The sequence below is a fragment of the Uliginosibacterium paludis genome (assembly GCF_039631355.1).
GTDB classification, from domain to species: Bacteria; Pseudomonadota; Gammaproteobacteria; order Burkholderiales; family Rhodocyclaceae; genus Uliginosibacterium; species Uliginosibacterium paludis.
In genome coordinates, this window is sequence record NZ_JBDIVF010000002.1 from 1 (window position 1) to 21,678 (window position 21,678).

Here is a 21,678-nt window from a genome sequence, read left to right on the forward strand (position 1 = left end):
GAGTCGGGAGTCGGGAGTCGGGAGTCGGGAGTCGGGAGTCGGGAGTCGGGAGTCGGGAGTCGGGAGTCGGGAGTCGGCAAGATGTTTGTGCTCCTCTTTTCCTGAAGCAAGCCCGTGCGGCGGTTTTCCCGCGCCCGACTCCCCGCTCCCGACTCCCCAAGTACAATCGCCCCACTCCCAACGAAAGCCGATCCATGACCCGTCCCGTCAACGACACCCTGCTGCGCGCGCTGATGCGCGAGCCGACCGATTACACGCCGCTCTGGCTGATGCGTCAGGCCGGTCGCTACCTGCCCGAATACCGTGCAAGCCGCGCCACGGCGGGCAGCTTCATGGACCTGTGCCGCAACGCGGCCTTCGCTACCGAAGTCACGCTGCAACCACTCGACCGCTTCCCGCTTGATGCGGCCATCCTCTTCTCCGACATCCTCACCGTGCCGGACGCGATGGGCCTGGGGCTCTCCTTCGCCGAGGGCGAAGGCCCGCGCTTTGCGCGTCCGCTGCGCGACGAGGCGGCCATCCGCGCGCTCGAAGCCGCGCCGATGGAGAAGCTCGACTATGTGTTCAATGCGGTCAGCAGCATCCGCCGCGCGCTGGACAATCGCGTACCCCTGATCGGCTTCTCCGGCAGCCCCTTCACGCTGGCCTGCTACATGATCGAAGGCCGCGGCTCGGACGACTTCCGCCACATCAAGGGCCTGATGTACTCGCGCCCCGATCTGCTGCATCACATTCTCGACGTGAACGCACGCAGCGTGACCGCCTACCTCAATCAGCAGATCGAACACGGCGCGCAGGCCGTGATGGTGTTCGACACCTGGGGCGGCGTGCTGAGCGGCACGGCCTACCGCGAGTTCTCGCTGGCCTACATGCGGCGCATCGTGGCGGGCCTCAAGCGCGAGCACGAAGGCCAGCGCGTGCCGGTCGTGCTCTTCACCAAGGGCGGCGGACAATGGCTGGTCGACATGGCAGACACCGGATGCGATGCACTGGGTCTCGACTGGACGGTTGACCCGGCTCAAGCACGCGCCCTTGTGGGCAGTCGTGTCTCGCTGCAGGGCAACATGGACCCGGGCTCGCTGATGGGATCCGCAGAGGGCGTAGCCACCGAAGCGCAACGCGTGCTGGAGGCCTTCGGGCCTGCTCCAGGGCATGTTTTCAACCTGGGGCACGGCATTTCGCAGCACACCCCACCCGAGAATGTCGCTACCCTCGTCGAGGTTGTGCACCGCCACAGCCGGAAGCTGCGCGAAGCGGCAGGCGCATGACAGGAAAATGACACCCGAGCGGCTGGAAACCCTTATCCGCGGGGCTTGCGGGCCGCAAGGCGGTCTATCGCCCGACACGGGCCAGAGCGCTGGCGACACACACGGAAGCGATTCGGGGGCTTGACTTATGCACAACATGCGTTCAAGCGGAACAAAACCGGCCCGGCCATGTCACGCCTCGCCCGAAAAATCCGCAACACACTGATTTGAAACAACAAACCATTCCAACTCGCCGCATATCACAAGCACAAGCCTCGCCGCAAGACGCAGTGTTGTGTTATCGCACTCCGTAATACTCACAATTTTATCCACAGAAGCTGTGGATAAGGTTTCAAGGGGGTTTGAGTGCAATGCCTTGCGGTGGATACCGTGCAAACCGCTTCATGAAACGATCGCAAGTCGTTGATGAAGATACATTTGACCGAAATACAAGCGTTACAGTCTTGTCACGAATCGTCCGCATCGCGCTTCCCCTGCCCCGTCCGCTGCTGTTCGACTATCTCGTTCCGGCAGGCATGAATCCGGCTGTCGGTCTGTGCGCCCGGCTGCCATTCGGGCGAGGCGAAAAGACCGGCGTGGTGGTGGCGGTCGATCCGCCGGACGCGCCACCTGCAGACAAGCTCAAGCCGGTGCTCGAGCTGCTCGAGGACATTCCGCCCCTGCCCTCCGAGTGGCTGGCGCTGACGGCTTTTGCCGCCCGCTATTACCAGCATCCGCTGGGCGAAGTGATTTCCGCCGCCTTGCCGCCCGGGCTCCGGCGGGCAGTGAAGCTGCCGCGCGACGATGACCCCTGGCTCGCAACCACGCCGGCCGGGCGGCTCGCGCTGGGCGAAGCGAAAAAGATCACGCGGGCACTCGCGGCCGTGCTGGCCGTGCAATCAGCCGGCGCACGACGCCGCAGCCAGCTGCTGGGCGACCTGGATGGCGACGCGTCCGGCGCGATCCGTGAGGCCCGGGCAAAGGGCTGGCTCGAAATCGTGGCCCGCGCAGGCGAACGCGAGCCCATCGGTGCGCTGACGCTGAACACCGCACAGCAGGCTGCCGTCCACGCCGTCAATGACGCCGCCGGCAGCTTCAGGCCCTTCCTGCTCTTCGGCGTGACCGGCTCCGGCAAGACCGAGGTCTATCTGCACCAGATCGCCCATACCCTGGCCCAGGGCCGGCAGGCCCTGATGCTGGTGCCCGAGATCGGCCTCACGCCGCAGTTGATGGAGCGGGTCGCCAGCCGCTTTCCCGGCGCGAATCTTGTCAGCCTGCACAGCGGCATGGCCGACGGCGCTCGCTCGCTGGGCTTCGTGCAGGCACTCAAGGGCGAGGCGGACATCGTGCTCGGCACGCGGCTGTCCGTCTTCGTACCGCTGCCGCGCCTGGGTCTGATCGTGGTCGATGAGGAGCATGACGCGTCCTTCAAGCAGCAGGACGGGCTGCGCTACTCGGCCCGCGATCTGGCGGTCTGGCGGGCGAATGCAGAAAAGCTGCCGATCGTGCTCGGCTCGGCCACCCCTTCGCTGGAAACCTGGCAGCACGCCGAAGCCGGCCGCTACACCCGGCTGGACCTGCCGCTGCCCGCGGTGGCGGACAAGCCACCCAGCCTTCGCCGCATCGACACCCGCCGCGTCAAGCTCGATCACGGCCTCTCGCCCGGCCTGATCGAGGGCATCCGGACGCGTCTCGCGCGCGGCGAGCAGAGCCTGGTCTTCCTCAACCGGCGCGGCTATGCACCGGTGATTGCCTGTCCGCAGTGCAACTGGGTCAGCGCCTGTCCGCACTGCTCGGCCAACATGGTGTTTCATGCGGCAGACCGTGCCCTCCGCTGCCATCACTGCGGCCACGAAGGACGCGTGCCGCACATCTGCCCCGGCTGTGGCAACCAGGATCTGCACGCTTTCGGCCGCGGCACGCAGCGCCTGGAAGAGCGCCTCGGCGAGCATTTCCCCGAGGCCCGCATCGAACGCGTCGATCGCGATGCGGTGCGCACGCCGGCGCAGTGGGAAGCGGTGCGCGCGCGCATCGAAGCCCGCGAGATCGACATCCTGGTCGGCACCCAGATGCTCGCCAAGGGCCATGACTTCCCCATGCTGACCCTGGTCGGCATCGTAGGCGCCGACGCGGGGCTTTACGCGGCCGACTTCCGCGCGCCAGAGCGCCTGTTCCAGCAGCTCATGCAGGTGGCCGGCCGCAGCGGGCGCGGCGAACTGCCGGGCGAGGTGCTGGTCCAGACCGAATTCCCGGAACATCCGCTCTACGAACACCTGGCCCGGCGGGACTACCCCGGCTTCGCCAAGCGCGAACTGGCCGAGCGCAAGATGGCCGGCTTCCCGCCCTGGGGCTACCACGCCGTGCTGCGTGCCGAAGCGCCGGAGCTGGACGCCGCCATCGCCTGGCTCAACACGGCTCGCGCGGTCGCCGAAAGCCTGCAGAGCCCGGTGATGCTCTACGACGTAGTGCCGATGCGCCTGGTCCGCCGTGCCCGCCTGGAGCGGGCTCAGCTGGTGCTGGAGTCGGACAACCGCCCCGGCCTGCAAGCGACACTCGCGGCCCTCATGCCGCTGCTCTATGCACTCAAGTGCCCGCGGGAACTGCGCTGGCATATCGATGTGGATCCGGGCGAGCTCTAGTACGTTGCCCCGGCCGCTGCATCCCGGCCCCCGACGGCAACAAGCCGCCGAGTCGCCCAGAAATGCCATCAGCATTGATGCCAGCAGCATCCCGATGCGACGCGCCCGCCTCCGACCAGTCAAACACTCCCATACGGGACCGGCTTGCCCGGCGTGGCGTCAGCCTGTCAGGCACTCCGCTTATCGGCTCGAATACCCTCTCGGGCAAGACCGATTCCCGCAATCTCAAGGATGGCACCGATATCACGGCGATCGTCCGGCGGAATGCCATCAGCATGGTCTCGCAAAGCACGGAACGGTCGTCTAGCCTGAATCGGCCAGGGACAGCGATTCCCTGACAGGCAGGTCATGGCACCCGCCATGCCGCCTACGACTGGAGACAGAGACAATGCACATGAAACTTCTTCTGCCGGTGCTGGCCGCACTGGCCACCCTCCCCGCCGCCCACGCAGCCAACAGGCCAGCGGGCTATGTGACGATCTGCAGCGAGGGCAAGACCTGCTCGGTCGCGGCCAATACCAGCGTCGCCTACGGGCGCGCCGACAGCTTCACCTACAAGACCCTGTCAGGCAGCTTCGTCTGCGGCGAAGTGACTTTCGGCAGCGGCACCAAGGTGGCGGGCGGCGTCAACGAATGCTCCGTGCCCAGCGGCACCTCGTCCTCCAGCGCCAGCTCCGCCTCCAGCGCGGCGTCCAGCAGCTCCAGCGCGGCCAGCTCCAGTGCAGCGTCGAGCGCCACCTCCAGTTCGAGTTCCTCGGCCACCGGGGCCTGCGCGCCGGGCAGCGTGATTTCGAATACGACCGTGGACTGCGGTGGCATCACCGTGGGCACCTCCTGCAACGGCGGCAGCGAGTCGCAGCAGCCGATCTTCACGCTCAACAACGCCACGATCCGCAATGTGCGCATCAACGCCAATGCAGCAGACGGCATCCACTGCGCGAGCGGCAACTGTCGCGCTGAAAACGTCGTCTGGGAAGATGTCTGCGAAGACGCCGCCACCCACAAGTCGGACGGCGGCACCTTCACGATCTCGGGTGGCTCGGCCAACGCTGCAGATGACAAGACCTTCCAGCACAACTCGAAGAACAGCACCTTCGTGATCGAGAACTTCAACACCTACGGCAAGATCGGCAAGCTCTGGCGCTCCTGCGGTGACTGCACCAACAACGGCGGCCCGCGCTATGTGCAGATCAACAACGTGACCATCAACGGCACGGTCGGAAGCACCGTGGTGGGCGTAAACCGCAACTATGGAGACAAGGCCACGATCCGTAACCTCAAGGTGAAGGGTCTGGTCTGGACCTCTGCCACCACCTCCAAGCCCCGGATCTGCGAGGAATGGAAAGGCATCGAGAAGGGCAATGGCTCCACCGAGAAATACGGTGAGTATTTCAATACCAACTACTGCGATGTGAGCCCTTCCGACGTCACGAGCTTCTGACCGATCGCACGCCGGCACAGCCGGCGCGCTCCCCACCGATCCCTTGTGGTTCAGCGATACAGCCGTGTTGCCGGACACCTTGCGGGAGGCGCAAGCCTCCCGTTTCTTTTTCCTGACGCGCCTCAAACACGCACCGGCCCCCGGAGCGCAGTTCCCCGCATCTCCGCCGGCCGGCTTACAATGGCGCGCTCAGCGTTTCCCCTTCCTTCTGGAGCCTGCCCGTGAAGCCCACCCTCAAGCCCAAGTCGCCGAACTTCTCGTCCGGTCCCTGCGCCAAGCGCCCCGGTTACGCCCTGGCCGCGCTGCCGACCAACATTCTCGGTCGCTCGCACCGCAGCAGCCTCGGCAAGGCCCGCCTGGCAAAGTCCATCACCGACACCAAGCGCATCCTCGGCATTCCGGCGGATTACCACGTCGGCATCCTGCCCGCTTCCGATACCGGCGCATTCGAACTGGCGATGTGGAACCTGCTCGGCGCCCGCCCGGTGGATACCTTTGCCTGGGAATCCTTCGGCGAAGGCTGGGTGACCGACATCGTCAAGCAGCTCAAGCTCAAGGATGTGCGCAGCTTCAGCGCGGCCTACGGCGAGCTGCCCGATTTCGCGCAATGGAATCCGGAAAATGACATCGTCTTCACCTGGAACGGCACGACCTCCGGCGTGAAGGTGCCCAATGGCGACTGGATCCCCGCCGACCGTGGCGGCCTGACCCTGTGCGACGCCACCAGCGCCGTGTTCGCGATGGACCTTCCCTGGGACAAGCTTGATGTCGTCACCTACTCCTGGCAGAAGGTGCTCGGCGGCGAAGCCGCTCACGGCATGCTGGTGCTCTCGCCCCGCGCCGTGGCCCGCCTCAAGGAATACAAGCCGGCCTGGCCGCTGCCGAAGATCTTCCGCATCGCCAAGGGCGGCGAGCTGATGACCGAGATCTTCGAAGGCTCCACCATCAACACCCCGTCGATGATCGCCAACGAAGACTATCTGGATGCGCTGGCCTGGGCCGAATCCATCGGCGGTCTGCCGGCGCTGATCAAGCGCAGCAACGACAACCTGGCCGTATTCGAGCGCTTCGTCGCAAAAACCCCGTGGATCAAGTTCCTGGCCAAGGACGAAGCCTCGCGCTCCAACACCTCGGTCTGCTTCTCGCTCGACGCCACGCCGGACCAGGTCAAGAAGCTGGTCAAGCTGCTCGACACCGAAGGCGTTGCCTATGACATCGGCGCCTACAAGGATGCGCCGAGCGGTCTGCGCTTCTGGTGCGGCGCCACGGTCGAGGCCTCCGATCTGGAAGCCGTGCTGCCCTGGCTCGAATGGGCCTACAAGGAAGTCACCGCAGCCTGAGTCACACCCGCTGCATGAAAAAGCCCGGCCAATGCCGGGCTTTTTCTTTGCGCTTCTCGCCGGAACTTACCGGCAGATCGACGTACCGCCTGCGGCCTGGTAACTGACCGTTTTCGCGCTCAGGTTGCCGCCGTCGCTCTCCGGCGTGGTCTGGTTGCTATCGCCCGCGCCAAACAGCAGGGCGACCACCCGGGCCTGGCTGACATCGGCCAGATGACTGAAGAGCCAGTCGACGCGATTGTCCTTCCAGTGACTGGCAGTGTTGTTCTGCGAAGCATTGCCGAGCGGAATCTGCCACATCACCGAAGGCTTGCCGACAGCGTCTGTCACGGCCTTGCTCCAGGCAAGATAGGCGGCCGCGCTGCTGTCGGTCCACCAGCGATTCTGGCCGATGGACTCGTAATAGCCGGCATCGCGATCGGACGGATCCGTGACCAGGAAATCGCCATCGCCCGCGCCGAGTGCCGTCATGAACGCGCCGGTCGCAACGCCGTCACCGCTGACGGTGTAATTCCAGGGCGATGCATGCAGGCCCACCTTCGCATTGGGTGCGTACTTGCGCACCATCGCGATCATGCATTTCGCGAAGCCGCTTGCGGTGTTGGCCTGGCCGGCACAATCGCTGGGGTTGGCCGCCGTGACGGCCGCCGGCACGCTGGCCGGGTTGCTGTTGACCTGGCGCACGAAACCCCAGAAATCGGGCTCCACATGCAGCAGCGCCTCCCTGCTGCCGATGGTCTGAAGCAGGAAGCGCCAGTCGTCGAGATAGCGGCCCAGAAAGGGCGCATCATTGATCGCCGCCACCTCGGCCGCGCCTTCGCTGGTCTTCGAGCCGTGCAGGAGCTCGTAGTAGGTAATCGCCGCAATCTGCGGCCGGCTGGCACCATTCCACTTCGCGGCGGCCGTGCCGGAAAGATGGCTCAGCACATACTGACCGGGCGCCTGACTCATGTCCTGCCAGCAGCCCCACCAGGCGCCGCAGGCCGAGGAGCAGCTCGAGCTGCACACCCCGGCGTCGCGGATGCCACCGGCGAGATAGCGGTAGCGCACGTCGTAGGGCGCTGCCGCTGCAGTGCTGTCTTCCATCTGGGCACCGATCAGCAGGCTGCTGCGATTCATGAAGCTGCCGCTGCAGGCCGCGGTGCCGCCGGTGCTGCTCGCGGTGCTCGAGGCCGAACTCGTCGCGGCGGACGACGCCGCACGGCTGCTCGACGCACTGCCCGGTGTGCTGGCTGAGGTCGAGGAGCGCGCGGCGCTGCTCGCCACCGACGCCTGTGCGCTGCTCGCCGAAACCGCCTGCGCAGCCTCGCCACCACCGCTTCCGCCGCCACCACACGCCACCATCAGCCCTGCCGCGAGCAGGGCCGGAATCCATGCCTTCATCATGAAGCTCCCCGGAAATTGCGGCCTCTGCGGGCCTGACAGGGCGCATTGTCCTTGTCTGCAGCGGCAGATCCGGTACCGGCGCGCGCAGCGCGCGGCAGCGCCCGACATCCGGTTTTCCGGCTTGGACTGACAGCTTTGCCCGGGAGCGGTGGCAGCTACGGTAAACTTGCGGACCTTCCGCCATCTCCCGAGCCGATCATGCCCTTCATCGACGACCTCTCTGCCGCCTGGCAAAAGAACAACTCGCTTCTCTGCGTGGGCCTCGACCCGGACCTCTCGAAGTTCCCCGCACACCTGAAAGAGAAGCCGGACGCGATCTTCGAGTTCTGCAAGGCCATCGTCGATGTCACGGCGGATGTCGCCTGCTCCTTCAAGCCGCAGATCGCCTACTTCGCCGGCGAATCCGCCGAAGCCCAGCTCGAAGCGGTAATCGACTACATCCACGCCGAATACCCCGGCATCCCGGTGATTCTCGACGCCAAGCGCGGCGACATCGGCGCCACCGCCGCCCAGTACGCGAAGGAAGCCTTCGTGCGCTATCAGGCCGACGCGCTCACGGTGAATCCTTACATGGGCTTCGACTCGGTCGAGCCCTATCTGGAGTACCCGGACTGCGGCCTCATCGTGCTCTGCCGCACCTCCAACCCCGGCGGCTCCGATCTGCAGAACCTCACGGTCGACGGCGGCAAGAAGCTGTACCAGCACGTCGCCGGCCTCGTCACTGAGAAGTGGAACAGGCACGGCCAGGCCGCACTGGTCGTCGGCGCCACCTTCCCGCAGGAGCTCGCTGACGTGCGCGCCATCATCGGTGACATGCCGCTGCTGGTGCCCGGCGTCGGCGCCCAGGGCGGTGACGTGCAAGCCACCGTGAACGCCGGCAAGACTGCCGCTGGCCTTGGCCTGATGATCAACTCCTCGCGCGCCATCCTCTACGCCGGCAAGGGTGAAGACTTCGCCGAGCAGGCCCGCAAGGTCGCCATCGCTACGCGCGACGACATCAACCACTACCGCTGAACGCGGCACGCGCACATGAAAACGGGCTGCTTCGGCAGCCCGTTTTGCATTGTCCGGGGCATCACCTCAGTCGAACAGTTCCTCAAAAAAGCTTTTCTTCCGCTTGTGGCGATAGTCACCATGCGACGAGGCGTGACCGTGGCTGTGCTGCGGGGCCGCATGCACCGGCTGGCGTGCCGGCACGGGCGGCACCGGATCAACCGACGCGCGCTCGATGATCTTGTCCAGCTCGCCGCGATCCAGCCAGACCCCGCGGCAGGCCGGGCAGTAGTCGATCTCGATTCCGTTGCGCTCACTCATCGTCAGCGTCTGATCCTTGCAAACCGGGCATTGCATCGCGCATCTCCTGCGTGTTGAACATTGGCGGAGCAGCTTGGACAAGTCGCGACGCAGCCGGTTCAGGGCTGGCCGGATGCAGCCAGAGAACAAGGTGTACTCAGTTCGCCCCGGCCACCGGTGACAGAATCTCCGCACCACACCCGGTCAGGCACACGCTCAGGTCCCATAGCCGGCGAGCCGCCTGCGGGTCGAGCGCATGTGCCTTCACACCGCACAGCCCGGCCGGCGCGTCGGCGGGCGAAGCGGAGCTCACGTCCGCCATCATCGGCGCCACGTCGCCATCCTCGCAGTACAGCCCGCCCAGCCCATCAAGGCACGGGTGTGCGGCGCACCACAGCACGGTGGCCGCGCCCTGCGCCACGGTCTTGAAGCCGCGCGTCACATCCTCAACCGGCTGGCCCTGCGCGTCGCGCGCGCCCGCCGCCTGCAGCATTTCCAGCGGCAGGAACTGGCCCAGCCGCGTCGCCGTCACATTGCCCGGATGCACGGCAAATGCGCGCACGCCGAAAGGCGCGCCGCGCCGGTCGAGCTCCAGCGCGCACAGCACGTTGGCGGTTTTTGACTGGCCATAGGCCGCCCAGCGTTCATACGGGCGCTGGCGGAAATCCACATCCTCGAACACCACCGGCGAGAAGCGGTGCCCGCGTGAAGACACCAGCACCACCCGCGCCCCGCGCGCCGCCACCAGCGCCGGCCACAGGCGCACCGCAAGCTGGAAATGGCCGAGGTGATTGGTGGCGAACTGCAGTTCGTGGCCGCGCGCATCGCGGCGCAGCTCTGGCAGCGCCATGATCCCCGCGCAGCCCACCAGCAGATGCAGCGGCAGCTGCTCGGCGAGGAAGCGCTGGGCGAAAGCGTCGATTGAAGCCGGGTCGAGCAGGTCCATCGGCCAAAGCTCGGCCCCCGCCACCGCGCCCATTTGCGCGCGCGCGGCCGCCGCATCGCGCACCGGCACGATCACCCGGGCGCCCGCCTGCAGCAGCACCCGCACCGTCTCCAGCCCGATGCCCGAGCTGCCGCCCGTCACGATCGCCGTGCGCCCCTCAAGGCGGATGCCTGCCATGACCTCTGCGGCGATACTCGCCGCACCGAAGCCCGACCCCAATGGTTGCTGCACCGGCATGCCTGTCTCCTGAAATGCCCGTGGAGGGCGAGGTCCGCCATGATGCGCCGGATTTCCGCACAGTCCCGGATGCAAATGTTGCGGAAGGTAAAACTGGTTGCTTATGGCAACCAACCCGTTAGACTGTTGCGTATAGCAACTTGAGTCCACATCATGACTTCCCCCGACTCCAGCCAGATCCTGGCCGGCCAGCTGCGTGAGCTCGTCGGTCTCTACCTTGCCCGTCAGCGGCGCCATGCACATGAACAAGGCCTGGCCCAGACCGACCGCCTGCTCATGCTGCTGCACCGCCATGGCGCAGTCTCCCAGACCGAGTTCGGCCGCCTCGCCGGCCTCGACAAGAGCTGGGTCAGCCGCATCGTGGAGCGTTATGCGGAAGACGGGCTGGTCGAGCGCAGGCCGCTGGAGAGCGACCGCCGCTGCATCGAGTTGCACCTCACGCCGAGCGGCGCCGAAAAAGCCCTCGCCATCGACCGGGTGCTGACCGCGCACGCCGAAGCCTTTTTCGGAACCCTCCCGGCCAGTACGCATGAAAACCTGCGCCAGGCGCTCGGCCTCATCCTCGAAGCCCTGCAGCAGCGCGACCCGCAGGAGGCCCTCTGACATGGAACAGCCCGTCCGCTCCTTCCGCGCCTCGCTCGCCGCGATGATCGGCATCTGCCTGGTCATCATCCTGATCGCGCTCGACTCCACCGTGGTCGGCACCGCCATGCCGCGCATCGTGGCCGAGCTGCGCGGCTACGACCTCTATCCCTGGATTGCCTCGGCCTACCTGATGGGCAGCGCGATCACGATTCCTATTGCCGGCCGGCTGGGGGATCTCTATGGCCGCAAGCCCTTCGTGCTGGCCGCGATCATCCTCTTCACCGCCACCTCGGCGGCCTGTGGCTTTGCCGGCAGCATGGTCCAGCTGATGATTGCCCGCGGCCTGCAGGGCATTGGCGGCGGCATGCTGGTGGGGGTGGCTTTCGCCTGCGTGCCGGACCTGTTCCCGGACCGTGCCCAGCGCGTACGCTGGCAGGTGCTGCTCTCGGCCAGCTTCGGCGTGGCCTCGGCCATCGGCCCGAGCCTCGGCGGCTGGCTCACCGAGCATTACGGCTGGCGCTCGGTCTTCACGATCAACCTGCCCGTCGCCCTGCTGGCGCTGCCGGTGGTGTGGCACTTCCTGCCCCACATCGTGCATCACGAGGAAGGCGACCGCAGCATCGACTGGATGGGTGCAGCCATGCTCGCCGTCAGCCTGATCGCGCTGCTGCTGGGCTCGGAAGCCATCCAGGCCCACGGTTTCATGCATCCGCAGGGCCCGCTGCTGATGCTGGGCGCGGTGGCGGCCGGCGCGCTGTTTGTCTGGTATCAGCACCGCTCGGCGTCTCCCATCATTCCGCCGGAGATGTTCGCCAATCGCGATGCGCTCAAGCTCATGGCGCTGGGCCTGCTGACCGGCCTCTCGATGTTCGTGCTGGTGTTCTATTCGCCGCTGCTGCTGCAGGGCGGTTTCGGTGCCTCGCCGAAGCAGGCCGGCTTCCTGATGACGCCGCTGCTCGTCTGCATCACGCTCGGCTCGATCATCAACGGTCGCATCCTGCCGCGCGTCGCGCGTGCCGAGCGGGTGATCGCCTGGGGGCAGGCCGGCACGCTGGCCAGCTGCCTGCTGCTGGCACTGCTCGATCGCGGCAGTCCGGACTGGCAGGTGCTCACGCAGTTCGCGCTGTGCGGCCTGAGCCTCGGATTCCAGCTGCCCAACCTGACGCTGCAGATGATGGCGGTTGCCGGCAAGAAGAATCTGGGCGTGGGCACCGCGCTGATCCAGACCACACGGATGATCGGCAGCATGCTGGGCGTGGGAATTGCCGGCGTGCTGGTCAATGCGCGCTACGCGCTGGAAGTCGACAGCGCGCTGAAAGGCCTGCCGGTGCAGAACGCGACGCTCGACGCGCTGATGCGTTCGCCACAGCTGCTGATTCGCGACGCCGACCAGGTGAGTCTGCTGAAGCTCGCCACACAGCTGGGTTTCGACCCGATGCCGCTGCTGGATCAGGCCCGCCACGCGCTGGTGGACGGCATCCACTGGAGCTTCGTGCTGAGCGCGGTCATCGCCGCCCTGAGTGTTGCAATCAGTCTGCGCCTGCCCCGCTACGAGATCAGCAAAAAACGGTAGCATGCGGCCAGATCAAGGAAAGCTGGCGATAATTCGCTAGTCTTCAGAATTCTTCCGTTCCCACCGAGGCTTCCCATGACGATCTACCAGGGCATCGAACACGTCGCCATCTTCTCGCCGGACTCAACCCGCCTGAGGGACTGGTACGCGAGCATGCTCGACATGAAGTGCATCCTCGACAACGGCAAGGGCGTGTATTTCATGCTCATGGCCGATGGCTCGATGATCGAGCTGGTATCGGGCGACGAGCCTTCGCGGGCGGGAAACAAGCCTCAGGTGAAGGACGCGGGCCTGCGCCATATCGCGCTGGCGGTGTCGGAACACGATTTCGGCGCGGCAGTGCATCGCCTGGTCGAATCCGGCGTGGAGATCGTGGGCGAGAGCCCGCGCCAGTTCCCCGAAGGCATGGCGACCTTCCACTTCCGGGACCCGGACGGCAACATCCTGCACCTGATCTCGCGCCCGAACCGCCTCTCGCTGGGCATCGCCCCGCAGCTGGCTGACGCGCCGCGCAACACGCTGATCCAGGGCATCGAGCACACCTGCATCATGGCGCGCAATCCCGAAACCCTGCGCCAGTGGTATATCGACGCGCTGGGCTTCCAGCTCATCGTGCGGGATGACGGCCACGGCACGGCCTTCGTGCTGGGCGCCGATGGCCGCTCGATCATCGAATTCATCCAGGCCGAAACCGACAAGGGCATCGAGCCGGTGAAGGCGCTGGGCATCCGGCACATCGCGATCCGTGTGAGCCAGGCCGACGCGGCCAGCGCCGCCGCGCGGCTGAAACCGATGGGCGTGGAAGTGGTCGAAGACTATGTGGCGCGCCCCGACGGCGTCCACCTGTTCTTCTTCCGCGACCCGGAGGGCAACATCCTCCATCTGGTCGGCCGCCCGCAACCCCTCGCCAGGTAACACCCTTTCATGAGTACCAAGCTGTACGAGCGCTCGACGCGTGACGCCGAGCGCTATTTCCTTGTCGTCACCAGCATCGCCATTGCCTGCGCAGCCTTTGTCTGGTTCGTCTCCGAAAACCAGACCATCGCCGGCCTGATCCTGGCCTTTGCGGCCTGGCACATCGTGCATCGCATCTACCGCGGCGCGCCGGTCGGCGTCCCGATGCTCGAAGTGGCGGAAGATTTCCTCTGGTTCCGCAATCCGGCCATGAAGCCGATGCGGGTCGACCGCATCGCGCTCGACCGCCTGCACTCGGTGGAGCTCGAAGGCGAGGAGCATCTGCGCTATTTCAACTGCAAGCTCATGAATGGCAACAACGTCCGTGTCGGCCCCTTCGAGCGCGGCCAGGGCGAACTGGTGATCGCCGAGTGGTTCTACCGCAACCTGCCTGACACGCCCTTCCATGTGAATGCCTCGGCCACGCCGATGCAGCGCATGGACACCCGGCCGCCCGGCCTCTGATCCGCCTCTCTTGAACAGCCGCAACTTCATCCGCCTGCTCGTGCTGGCCGCCATCTGGGGCGGCTCTTTCCTGTGCATGCGGATCGCGGTACCGGTCATGGGGCCGGTGGCACTGATGGAAAGCCGGGTCGGTCTGGCCGCCGTGATGCTGGGCCTCATTGCCCTGCGTGCCGGCCAGCCTTTCTGGCCCCGCCGGCACTGGCCGGACTTCCTCGTGCTGGGGGTGCTCAACACCGCACTCCCCTTCCTGCTCTACGCCTGGGCGGCGCAAACGCTCGGCGCCTCGCTGCTGGCCATCCTGAACGCGACAGCGCCGATCTGGGGTGCGATCTGGTCCGCGCTCTGGCTGCGCCAGCTGCCCGGCCTGCGTGCCGGCAGCGGGCTGGTGCTGGGGCTCGCAGGCGTGGGCGTGGTCGTCGGCTTCGATCCGGCGGCGCACAGCAGTGCCGGCCTGCTCGCCATGCTGGCCGGCGTGATGGCGCCCTGCTGCTACGGCCTGGCCACCACCTGGCTCAAGCGCCGCAAGAATCCGCCTGCCGCCGCAGAAACCGCCCAGGGCAGCATGTTGGCGGCCAGCCTGGTGCTGCTGCCGGTGCTGCCCTTCTCCCCGCTGCCGGCGCTGCCCGGCGTGCCGGTGCTGGTTGCCGTGCTGGCGCTCGGCCTGCTGTGTACCGGCCTCGCCTACCGGATCTATTTCCGTCTGGTCGAGGAAGCCGGCCCGACCCGCGCGCTGACCGTCACCTTTCTGGTACCGGTTTTCGGCGTGCTCTGGGGCCACCTGCTGCTGGGCGAGAGCCTTTCGCTGCGCAGCCTGGCCGGTGCGGTGATCGTGATTGCCGGCACCATGCTCAGCACCGGCTTCTCGATCAGGCAGCTCTTCCAGCGCTCATAGCACGCTGCCGAGGTTGAACAGGGCCGCCAGGCCCAGCGCCAGGAAAATCAGGGCGCAGACGATGTGCACGACCTTGATCGGCACGATCTTCGTCAGCCTGTCGCCGAACCACACCACCGGCGCGTTCGCCAGCATCATGCCGGCCGTCGTGCCCGCGACCACCGCCACCAGCGAGCTGTACTTGGCCGCCAGCGCCACGGTGGCGATCTGCGTCTTGTCACCCATCTCGACAATGAAAAACGCGATCACGGTGGTCAGGAAGGCGCCGAAGCGAGCGGGTTTGGGCGCATCGTCATCGTCGAGCTTGTCGGGGATCAGCATCCAGCCCGCCATGGCGATGAAGGAGATACCGAGGATCCAGCGCATCGCGTCCGCCCCGAGATTGAGCGTGATCCACTGGCCAACCGCCGCCGCACAGGCGTGATTGACCAGGGTGGCGGCAAAGATGCCGGCCACGATCGGCAGGGGTTTCTTGAGGCGTGCCGCGAGGACGAGGGCGAGCAGCTGAGTCTTGTCGCCCATTTCAGCGAGCGCGACGATGCCGGTCGAGACGAGAAAAGCTTCCATGATTTCTTCGGGCGGGCCGGCGGCAGACGAACCAGTGACTGCCACAGCCCGCCAACCCGCGTCAGCGCTGCAGCAGTCAAAGGTCTCGCCGGGCCGTGGATCCAGGGCGGATCCGGTTGGCTCCCTGCGCCATGTCAGCCCGCTGTGGCAGGCCGGACAAGTCTGTTGACGCAGGGTCCGCTTGAAGCGGATGGCTACTCCCCGATGACGGGGCGGATGATACAGACTTTCGAGCAGTCCTCCAAACCGGCGCTCAGGCGCGCGGGGCCGCCTCGCGCCGGTAGGCCCAGACCATCATCGCCACGCCGGCCAGCACCATCGGCAGGCTCAGCCACTGTCCCATCGACAGATGCCCCGCCAGCAGACCGAGGAAATCATCCGGCTCGCGGGCGAACTCGGCGATGAAGCGGAAGCTGCCATAGCCGATCAGGAAGAGCCCGGAGACTGCCCCCGTCGGCCGGGGCTTGCGCGAGAACAGCCACAGGATCACGAACAGCGTCAGGCCTTCGAGCGCGAACTGGTAGAGCTGCGACGCATGCCGCGGCAGGCCCACCAGCAGCTGGTGGCTCACCGGGTCGAGATACTGCACTGCCGAGCCCTGCAGGGCCGGGTTGTCGGCCAGCAGCTTGGCGTCCACCTGCCAGGCCTGCGGAAAAAGCATCGCCCAGGGCACATCCGGCGTGGTCACGCGGCCCCACAGCTCGCCATTGATGAAGTTGCCGATGCGGCCCGCAGCCAGCCCGGTCGGCACCAGCGGCGCGACGAAATCGCCCACCTGCAGGAAGTGGCGACCGGTCTTGCGACCGAAGAACCAGAGCGCGAAAAGCACGCCCAGCAAGCCGCCATGGAAGGCCATGCCCCCCTCCCAGACCTTGAGGATCTCGAGCGGATGCGACAGATAGAAGCTCGCCTTGTAGAAAAGGATGTAGCCCAAACGTCCGCCCAAGATCACGCCGAGCATGCCGTAAAAGAGGAGGTCGTCGAGCTCGGTCCTGTTCCAGCCAAGGTCCGGCCGCGTCCGGATCCGGTGGCGCCCCAGCATCACGAAGAGCAGGAAGGCCAGCAGATACATCAGTCCGTACCAGCGGATGTGAAGCGGGCCGAGCGAAAGCGCGATCGGATCGAACTGCGGATGGATCAGGGGCTGGACGGACATCGTGACGGCGACAGGCTAGAATTGAGGGCTCAATTGAACCACAACGACGCGACTACCGTTCGTTCCCGGTCTGCCGCGCGGACCTTCCCGGAGAATATCCATGCCTCAGTACCGTTCCCGCACCTCCACCCACGGTCGCAACATGGCCGGCGCCCGGTCGCTCTGGCGTGCAACCGGCATGAAGGACGGCGATTTCGGCAAACCCATCATTGCGGTGGTCAACAGCTTCACCCAGTTCGTGCCCGGTCACGTCCACCTGAAGGATCTGGGCCAGATGGTCGCCCGCGAGATCGAGGCGGCCGGCGGCATCGCCAAGGAGTTCAACACCATCGCCGTCGATGACGGCATCGCCATGGGCCACGGCGGCATGCTCTATTCGCTGCCCAGCCGCGAGCTGATCGCCGACTCGGTGGAGTACATGGCCAACGCCCACTGCGCCGACGCGCTGGTGTGCATCTCGAACTGCGACAAGATCACGCCCGGAATGCTGATGGCCGCGCTGCGCCTCAATATTCCGGCGGTCTTCGTGTCCGGCGGCCCGATGGAAGCCGGCAAGGTCACGCTGACCGATCCGGTCGGCCAGAAAGTCATCAAGCTTGATCTGGTAGACGCCATGGTGAAGGCCGCCGACAAGTCGGTGTCTGACGCCGAGGTCGACGAAATCGAGCGCTCCGCCTGCCCCACCTGCGGCTCCTGCTCCGGCATGTTCACCGCCAACTCGATGAACTGCCTGACCGAAGCGCTGGGTCTCTCGCTGCCCGGCAACGGCACGGTGGTGGCCACCCACGCCGATCGCAAGCAGCTCTTCCTGCGCGCCGGCCGCCTCGCCGTGGAACTCTGCAAACGCTATTACGAGCAGGATGACGCCTCGGTGCTGCCGCGCAACATCGCCACCTTCGAAGCCTTTGAAAACGCCATGAGCCTTGATGTGGCCATGGGCGGCTCGACCAACACCGTGCTGCACCTGCTGGCAGCTGCGAAAGAAGCCGGCGTCGACTTCACCATGAAGGACATCGACCGCGTCTCGCGCAAGGTACCCTGCGTGTGCAAGGTCGCTCCCGCAACCGACAAGTACCACATCGAGGACGTGCACCGCGCCGGCGGCGTGATGGGCATCCTCGCCGAACTCGATCGCGGCGGCCTCATCCACCGCGGCTGCCGCACCGTGCATACCAAGACGCTGGGCGAAGCCATCCATGTGTGGGACGTCATGCATGCCCACGACAACGCCGTGTTCGACTTCTACCGCGCCTCGCCCGGTGGCGTGCCCACCCAGGAAGCCTTCAGCCAGAACCGCCGCTATCCCGAGCTCGATCTGGACCGCAGCGCGGGCTGCATCCGTGACATCAAGAACGCCTACTCGAAGGATGGCGGCCTGGCCGTGCTCTACGGCAACATCGCCGAGAAGGGCTGCATCGTGAAGACCGCCGGCGTCGACGAATCGATCTGGAAGTTCACCGGCCGCGCCGTCGTCTATGAAAGCCAGGAAGATGCCGTTGAAGGCATCCTCGGCAACAAGGTGGCGGCCGGTGACGTCGTCATCATCCGCTACGAGGGCCCGAAGGGCGGCCCCGGCATGCAGGAAATGCTCTACCCGACGAGCTATCTGAAGTCGCAGGGCCTGGGCAAGCAGTGCGCGCTGCTCACCGACGGTCGTTTCTCCGGCGGCACTTCCGGGCTCTCCATCGGCCATGCTTCGCCTGAAGCGGCCATGGGCGGCGCGATCGGTCTGGTCGAAAACGGTGACACGATCGAGATCGACATCCCCAACCGCCGCATCCATCTGGCGATTTCCGATGCCGACCTCGCCGCCCGCCGCAAGGCGATGGAGGCCCGTGGCGCAGCGGCCTGGAAGCCGGTCAAGCGCGAACGCACGGTCTCCGCCGCGCTGCAGGCCTACGCCGCGCTCACGACCTCGGCCGATACCGGCGCCGTGCGCGACGTGACACAAGTCCAGCGCTGAGCCCTTCCCCCGCTTCAACCCCGAACCCGGCCTTGCGCCGGGTTTTCCTTTTTCACGGCCGGATCACGCCGAAAACCCCACGCAGCCTGCGTTCTCCAGCATGTTTTTGCCGCAGGCGACGATTGGCCCTCCAGTTCGCCGCAGGGCTGCCGATAGTTGTTTCTGTGATCTCTTGAACCCATGACACCCGGGCATCGGGTATGGCCGAACCATGCAACCTGCTGCAGATCAATTCGACAAGCTGAGCAATCGTCTGCAGGCCGCCTTCATCCGCCTGGCAAAAGATGAGCATCTCTGGAACGGCGACCTCTACAGTGCGCTGCGCAACGCCACCACCACCCTGGCCGAAGTGCTCGAAGTCGCACGGGTCAGTGTCTGGCGCCTGAACGACGACCGCAGCCAGTTCGTCTGCCAGCTGCTGTTCCGTGCTGACACCCTGGGCTTCGAGTCGGGCGCCCGCCTCGCCTCGGCCAGTTGCCCGCGCTTCTTTTCCGCACTGGATGAAGACCGTCTGGTCGAAGTGCCTGACACCGCCAGCGATCCGCGTCTGGGTGAACTCTACGAACTTTCGCTGCGCACCCTCGGCATCCGCGCCTCGCTTTCCGCTGCGCTGCACGAAGCCGGCAAGCTCGCCGGCGTGCTGTGCATCGAGCACAGCGGCAGCCCGCGCCTGTGGAGCCGCGAGGAGCAGCAGTTCGCGGTGTCGGTGGCCGACCTGCTCTCGCAACTGCAGGTCTTCCACACCCTCAAGGACCGCGAGCGCAGCTACCGCAGCATTTTCGACGCCGCCGGCGACGCCATACTGACCCTGGTCGACGGCGTCATCACCGACTGCAACCCGCAGGCCCAGCGGCTCTTCGGCCGCTCCCGCATACAGCTCATCGGCATGGATCCGGGCGCGCTCTCGCCCGAACTGCAGAGCGATGGCGCCCGCTCGATCGAGCACGGCAACGAGTACCTGCAGGCCGCCATCGATATCGCGCCCCAGTCCTACGAATGGACCTATCTGCGCGCCGACGGCAGCCGCTTCGAGGCCGAGGTCAGCCTCTCCGCCATCTGGCTGGCCGGCAACTGCCAGGTCACCGCCATCCTGCGGGACATCACCGAGCGGCATCTGGCCGAGCAGATCCGCCAGACCTCGTCCGAACTGCTCAAGCAGCGCAACCTCGCGCTTCAGGTCGTCATCGATCTCGCCAGCAAGCTCCACCGCAGCACGGACCGCCAGGCCATCGCCGAGGAAACCCTGCGCGTGCTGCAACTGCTGCTGCGCACGCCGCAATCGGTTTTCCATCTCGTCAGTGACGACCTCTCCAGCTTCGAGATCATCGCCACGACAGGCTATGCCCCCGACCAGGTTGACGCCCGCCGCTCGCTGAACCTGCGCAACAGCCTCTCCGGCATCGCGATCGAGGAAGGGCGCATCCTGCCCTGCCCCAACGTGGCCGACGACCCGCGCATCTCGCCCGAAATCCGCGAAATGCTGATTGCCGACGGCGTGCGCTCGCTGACCGTCATGCCCCTGATCTACCAGGACAAGGCACTCGGCGTGATCAGCCTGCTGTTCCGCGATGCCGGCTCCGAATTCTCCGACAGCGAGCTCGACATCCTGCGCGCCGTGAGCCAGACCGTCTCGCTCGCACTGGCCAACGCCTACAACGTGCAGGAGCTGGAATTCCAGGCCACGCACGATTCGCTCACCGGCCTGCCCAACCGCACCCAGCTGCACCGCGACGCCACCGAGTCGCTGCGCTGGATCGCCGGCAGCTCGCGCCAGCTGGCCCTGCTGCTGCTCGATCTCGACCGCTTCAAGGAAGTGAACGACACCCTCGGCCACCGCACCGGCGACCAGCTGCTCAAACTCGTCGCCGCGCGCCTGCAGAACAGCCTCGATGGCCGCAACGCCATGCTCGCACGGCTGGGCGGCGATGAGTTCGCCGTCCTGCTGCGTACGGTCAACAGCGCCGAGCAGGCCATCGAGACCGCCCGCGGCCTGGTCGAAGCCCTGCGCCAGCCCATCGAGGTGGAAGGCATCTTCATCGAGCTGGGCGGCAGCATCGGGGTGGCCGTCTATCCCCAGCACGGCGGCACCAGCCATGCCCTGCTGCGCTGCGCCGACGTGGCCATGTATGCCGCCAAGAGCAATGCCAGCTCGGTCAGCCTCTACGACAACAGCCACGACGCCCACAACCCGCGCCGGCTGGCGATGATTACCGAGCTCGGCGCCGCCATCCGCAGCGAGCAGCTCGTGCTGCACTTCCAGCCCCGCTTCCAGTTGCAGGAAGGCCGCTGGTGCAGCACCGAAGCCCTGGTGCGCTGGCAGCATCCGCGCCTGGGCTTCATCCCGCCCGGCGAATTCGTGCAGTTCGCCGAGACCAGCGAACTGATCCGCCCGCTCACGCTGTGGGTGGCCCGCCAGGCGGCCCGCCAGCTGGCCGAATGGCAGCATGCCGGCCTGGAGATCTCGACCTCGATCAACCTCTCCACCCGCAACCTGCTCGACATCACCCTGCCGGATGCGCTGGCCGAGCTGGTCCAAGAATTCGGCCTGCGCCCCGGCTCGCTCGAACTGGAAATCACCGAAACCGCGCTGATGACCGATCCGGACCGCGCGATGCAGGTGGTCGCACGTCTGGCCGAGCTGGGCATGCGCATGTCCATCGACGACTTCGGCACCGGTTACTCCTCGCTGGCCTATCTCAAGCGGCTGCCGCTGCACTCGCTCAAGATCGACCGCAGTTTCGTGCGCGACATGCTGCAGGACGACCAGGACGCCATCATCGTGCGCTCCACCATCGGCCTCGCTCACAGCCTCGGCCTGCAGGTGGTGGCCGAGGGCGTGGAAGACCTCTCCACGCTCAATCGCCTGCGTGAATTCGGCTGCGATGAAGCACAGGGTTACATCCTGAGCAAACCGCAACCGGCCGAACGCGCCTGCCTGATCATGCAGACCCCGCCGGACATCCCACCTTCCGGCGCCCTTCAGAGGGACTGATT

At 66.2% G+C, this 21,678-nt stretch carries 18 protein-coding genes and 1 riboswitch; of the genes, 13 read left to right on the forward strand and 5 right to left on the reverse strand.

Annotated features, from left to right (window positions below):
- The first annotated feature begins 194 nt into the window (after nucleotides 1-194).
- The 4 genes from hemE to ABDB87_RS05060 all read left to right on the forward strand — a co-directional run bounded on the left by hemE (nucleotide 195) and on the right by ABDB87_RS05060 (nucleotide 6,667).
- The gene (gene hemE, locus ABDB87_RS05045; protein WP_345924708.1) at nucleotides 195-1,268 is read left to right on the forward strand and encodes a uroporphyrinogen decarboxylase; all 1,074 of its coding nucleotides are present in this window, start codon (nucleotides 195-197) and stop codon (nucleotides 1,266-1,268) included.
- Nucleotides 1,269-1,651: 383 nt separating this feature from the next.
- A complete protein-coding gene (locus ABDB87_RS05050; protein ID WP_345924710.1) occupies nucleotides 1,652-3,886 on the forward strand; it encodes a primosomal protein N' in 2,235 nt (744 codons plus the stop codon).
- 394 nt (nucleotides 3,887-4,280) lie between these two features.
- Nucleotides 4,281-5,327: a pectate lyase gene (locus ABDB87_RS05055; protein WP_345924712.1), complete on the forward strand. Its 1,047-nt coding sequence runs from the start codon at nucleotides 4,281-4,283 to the stop codon at nucleotides 5,325-5,327.
- 221 nt (nucleotides 5,328-5,548) lie between these two features.
- Complete coding sequence (locus ABDB87_RS05060) at nucleotides 5,549-6,667, forward strand: phosphoserine transaminase (protein ID WP_345924714.1); 1,119 nt, start codon at nucleotides 5,549-5,551, stop codon at nucleotides 6,665-6,667.
- Nucleotides 6,668-6,733: 66 nt separating this feature from the next.
- Here ABDB87_RS05060 and ABDB87_RS05065 read toward each other — a convergent pair whose 3' ends face one another.
- Complete coding sequence (locus ABDB87_RS05065; protein ID WP_345924716.1) at nucleotides 6,734-7,786, reverse strand: hypothetical protein; 1,053 nt, start codon at nucleotides 7,784-7,786, stop codon at nucleotides 6,734-6,736.
- On the opposite strand from ABDB87_RS05065, the gene ABDB87_RS05070 reads away from it, so the two are divergent.
- Together ABDB87_RS05070 and pyrF are read left to right on the forward strand one after the other, a co-directional pair.
- Entirely contained in the window at nucleotides 7,785-8,183 is a 399-nt protein-coding gene (locus ABDB87_RS05070) for a hypothetical protein (protein ID WP_345924718.1), read from the forward strand. The genes ABDB87_RS05065 and ABDB87_RS05070 overlap by 2 nt on opposite strands.
- 68 nt (nucleotides 8,184-8,251) lie before the next feature.
- A complete protein-coding gene (gene pyrF / locus ABDB87_RS05075; protein ID WP_345924720.1) occupies nucleotides 8,252-9,067 on the forward strand; it encodes an orotidine-5'-phosphate decarboxylase in 816 nt (271 codons plus the stop codon).
- Between the two features lie 66 nt (nucleotides 9,068-9,133).
- On the opposite strand, the gene ABDB87_RS05080 is transcribed toward pyrF, so the two are convergent.
- Together ABDB87_RS05080 and ABDB87_RS05085 are read right to left on the reverse strand one after the other, a co-directional pair.
- Entirely contained in the window at nucleotides 9,134-9,403 is a 270-nt protein-coding gene (locus ABDB87_RS05080; protein ID WP_345924721.1) for a TFIIB-type zinc ribbon-containing protein, read from the reverse strand.
- A 100-nt stretch (nucleotides 9,404-9,503) separates the two neighbouring features.
- A complete protein-coding gene (locus ABDB87_RS05085) occupies nucleotides 9,504-10,529 on the reverse strand; it encodes an SDR family NAD(P)-dependent oxidoreductase (protein ID WP_345924722.1) in 1,026 nt (341 codons plus the stop codon).
- Nucleotides 10,530-10,682: 153 nt separating this feature from the next.
- Between ABDB87_RS05085 and ABDB87_RS05090 the strand changes: the two genes are divergently transcribed.
- From ABDB87_RS05090 to ABDB87_RS05110, 5 genes are all read left to right on the forward strand, one after another.
- Nucleotides 10,683-11,132: a MarR family winged helix-turn-helix transcriptional regulator gene (locus ABDB87_RS05090; RefSeq protein ID WP_345924724.1), complete on the forward strand. Its 450-nt coding sequence runs from the start codon at nucleotides 10,683-10,685 to the stop codon at nucleotides 11,130-11,132.
- Between the two features lies 1 nt (nucleotide 11,133).
- Complete coding sequence (locus ABDB87_RS05095) at nucleotides 11,134-12,687, forward strand: MFS transporter (RefSeq protein WP_345924726.1); 1,554 nt, start codon at nucleotides 11,134-11,136, stop codon at nucleotides 12,685-12,687.
- 75 nt (nucleotides 12,688-12,762) lie between these two features.
- Nucleotides 12,763-13,602 carry a VOC family protein gene (locus ABDB87_RS05100; protein ID WP_345924728.1) on the forward strand — a complete coding sequence of 280 codons (840 nt, stop codon included), beginning with the start codon at nucleotides 12,763-12,765 and terminating at the stop codon, nucleotides 13,600-13,602.
- A 9-nt stretch (nucleotides 13,603-13,611) separates the two neighbouring features.
- A complete protein-coding gene (locus tag ABDB87_RS05105; RefSeq protein ID WP_345924730.1) occupies nucleotides 13,612-14,106 on the forward strand; it encodes a hypothetical protein in 495 nt (164 codons plus the stop codon).
- A 10-nt stretch (nucleotides 14,107-14,116) separates the two neighbouring features.
- Nucleotides 14,117-14,998: a DMT family transporter gene (locus ABDB87_RS05110; protein WP_345924732.1), complete on the forward strand. Its 882-nt coding sequence runs from the start codon at nucleotides 14,117-14,119 to the stop codon at nucleotides 14,996-14,998.
- Here ABDB87_RS05110 and ABDB87_RS05115 read toward each other — a convergent pair.
- Both ABDB87_RS05115 and lgt read right to left on the reverse strand, forming a co-directional pair.
- Entirely contained in the window at nucleotides 14,993-15,565 is a 573-nt protein-coding gene (locus ABDB87_RS05115; RefSeq protein WP_345924734.1) for a TMEM165/GDT1 family protein, read from the reverse strand. The genes ABDB87_RS05110 and ABDB87_RS05115 overlap by 6 nt on opposite strands.
- A 50-nt stretch (nucleotides 15,566-15,615) precedes the next feature.
- Nucleotides 15,616-15,780: riboswitch (yybP-ykoY riboswitch) on the reverse strand.
- A gap of 38 nt (nucleotides 15,781-15,818) precedes the next feature.
- A complete protein-coding gene (gene lgt, locus ABDB87_RS05120; RefSeq protein ID WP_345924736.1) occupies nucleotides 15,819-16,721 on the reverse strand; it encodes a prolipoprotein diacylglyceryl transferase in 903 nt (300 codons plus the stop codon).
- A 100-nt stretch (nucleotides 16,722-16,821) separates the two neighbouring features.
- Here lgt and ilvD point away from each other — a divergent pair, with 100 nt between their 5' ends.
- Nucleotides 16,822-18,684 (forward strand): dihydroxy-acid dehydratase, encoded by a 1,863-nt coding sequence (gene ilvD, locus ABDB87_RS05125; RefSeq protein WP_345924737.1) that lies wholly within the window; start codon nucleotides 16,822-16,824, stop codon nucleotides 18,682-18,684.
- Between the two features lie 211 nt (nucleotides 18,685-18,895).
- On the forward strand, nucleotides 18,896-21,676 hold the full coding sequence (locus ABDB87_RS05130) for a bifunctional diguanylate cyclase/phosphodiesterase (RefSeq protein WP_345924738.1): 2,781 nt from the start codon (nucleotides 18,896-18,898) through the stop codon (nucleotides 21,674-21,676).
- Nucleotides 21,677-21,678 lie beyond the last annotated feature (2 nt).

Bases quoted from the DNA above. Each gene is read 5' to 3' on its own strand.
- hemE (WP_345924708.1), top strand. From the start codon at position 195: ATGACCCGTCCCGTCAACGACACCCTGCTGCGCGCGCTGATGCGCGAG.
- ABDB87_RS05050 (WP_345924710.1), top strand. From the start codon at position 1,652: ATGAAACGATCGCAAGTCGTTGATGAAGATACATTTGACCGAAATACA.
- ABDB87_RS05055 (WP_345924712.1), top strand. From the start codon at position 4,281: ATGAAACTTCTTCTGCCGGTGCTGGCCGCACTGGCCACCCTCCCCGCC.
- ABDB87_RS05070 (WP_345924718.1), top strand. From the start codon at position 7,785: ATGAAGCTGCCGCTGCAGGCCGCGGTGCCGCCGGTGCTGCTCGCGGTG.
- ABDB87_RS05065 (WP_345924716.1), bottom strand. From the start codon at position 7,786: ATGAATCGCAGCAGCCTGCTGATCGGTGCCCAGATGGAAGACAGCACT.
- pyrF (WP_345924720.1), top strand. From the start codon at position 8,252: ATGCCCTTCATCGACGACCTCTCTGCCGCCTGGCAAAAGAACAACTCG.
- ABDB87_RS05080 (WP_345924721.1), bottom strand. From the start codon at position 9,403: ATGCAATGCCCGGTTTGCAAGGATCAGACGCTGACGATGAGTGAGCGC.
- ABDB87_RS05085 (WP_345924722.1), bottom strand. From the start codon at position 10,529: ATGCCGGTGCAGCAACCATTGGGGTCGGGCTTCGGTGCGGCGAGTATC.
- ABDB87_RS05090 (WP_345924724.1), top strand. From the start codon at position 10,683: ATGACTTCCCCCGACTCCAGCCAGATCCTGGCCGGCCAGCTGCGTGAG.
- ABDB87_RS05095 (WP_345924726.1), top strand. From the start codon at position 11,134: ATGGAACAGCCCGTCCGCTCCTTCCGCGCCTCGCTCGCCGCGATGATC.
- ABDB87_RS05100 (WP_345924728.1), top strand. From the start codon at position 12,763: ATGACGATCTACCAGGGCATCGAACACGTCGCCATCTTCTCGCCGGAC.
- ABDB87_RS05105 (WP_345924730.1), top strand. From the start codon at position 13,612: ATGAGTACCAAGCTGTACGAGCGCTCGACGCGTGACGCCGAGCGCTAT.
- ABDB87_RS05115 (WP_345924734.1), bottom strand. From the start codon at position 15,565: ATGGAAGCTTTTCTCGTCTCGACCGGCATCGTCGCGCTCGCTGAAATG.
- lgt (WP_345924736.1), bottom strand. From the start codon at position 16,721: ATGTCCGTCCAGCCCCTGATCCATCCGCAGTTCGATCCGATCGCGCTT.
- ilvD (WP_345924737.1), top strand. From the start codon at position 16,822: ATGCCTCAGTACCGTTCCCGCACCTCCACCCACGGTCGCAACATGGCC.
- ABDB87_RS05130 (WP_345924738.1), top strand. From the start codon at position 18,896: ATGCAACCTGCTGCAGATCAATTCGACAAGCTGAGCAATCGTCTGCAG.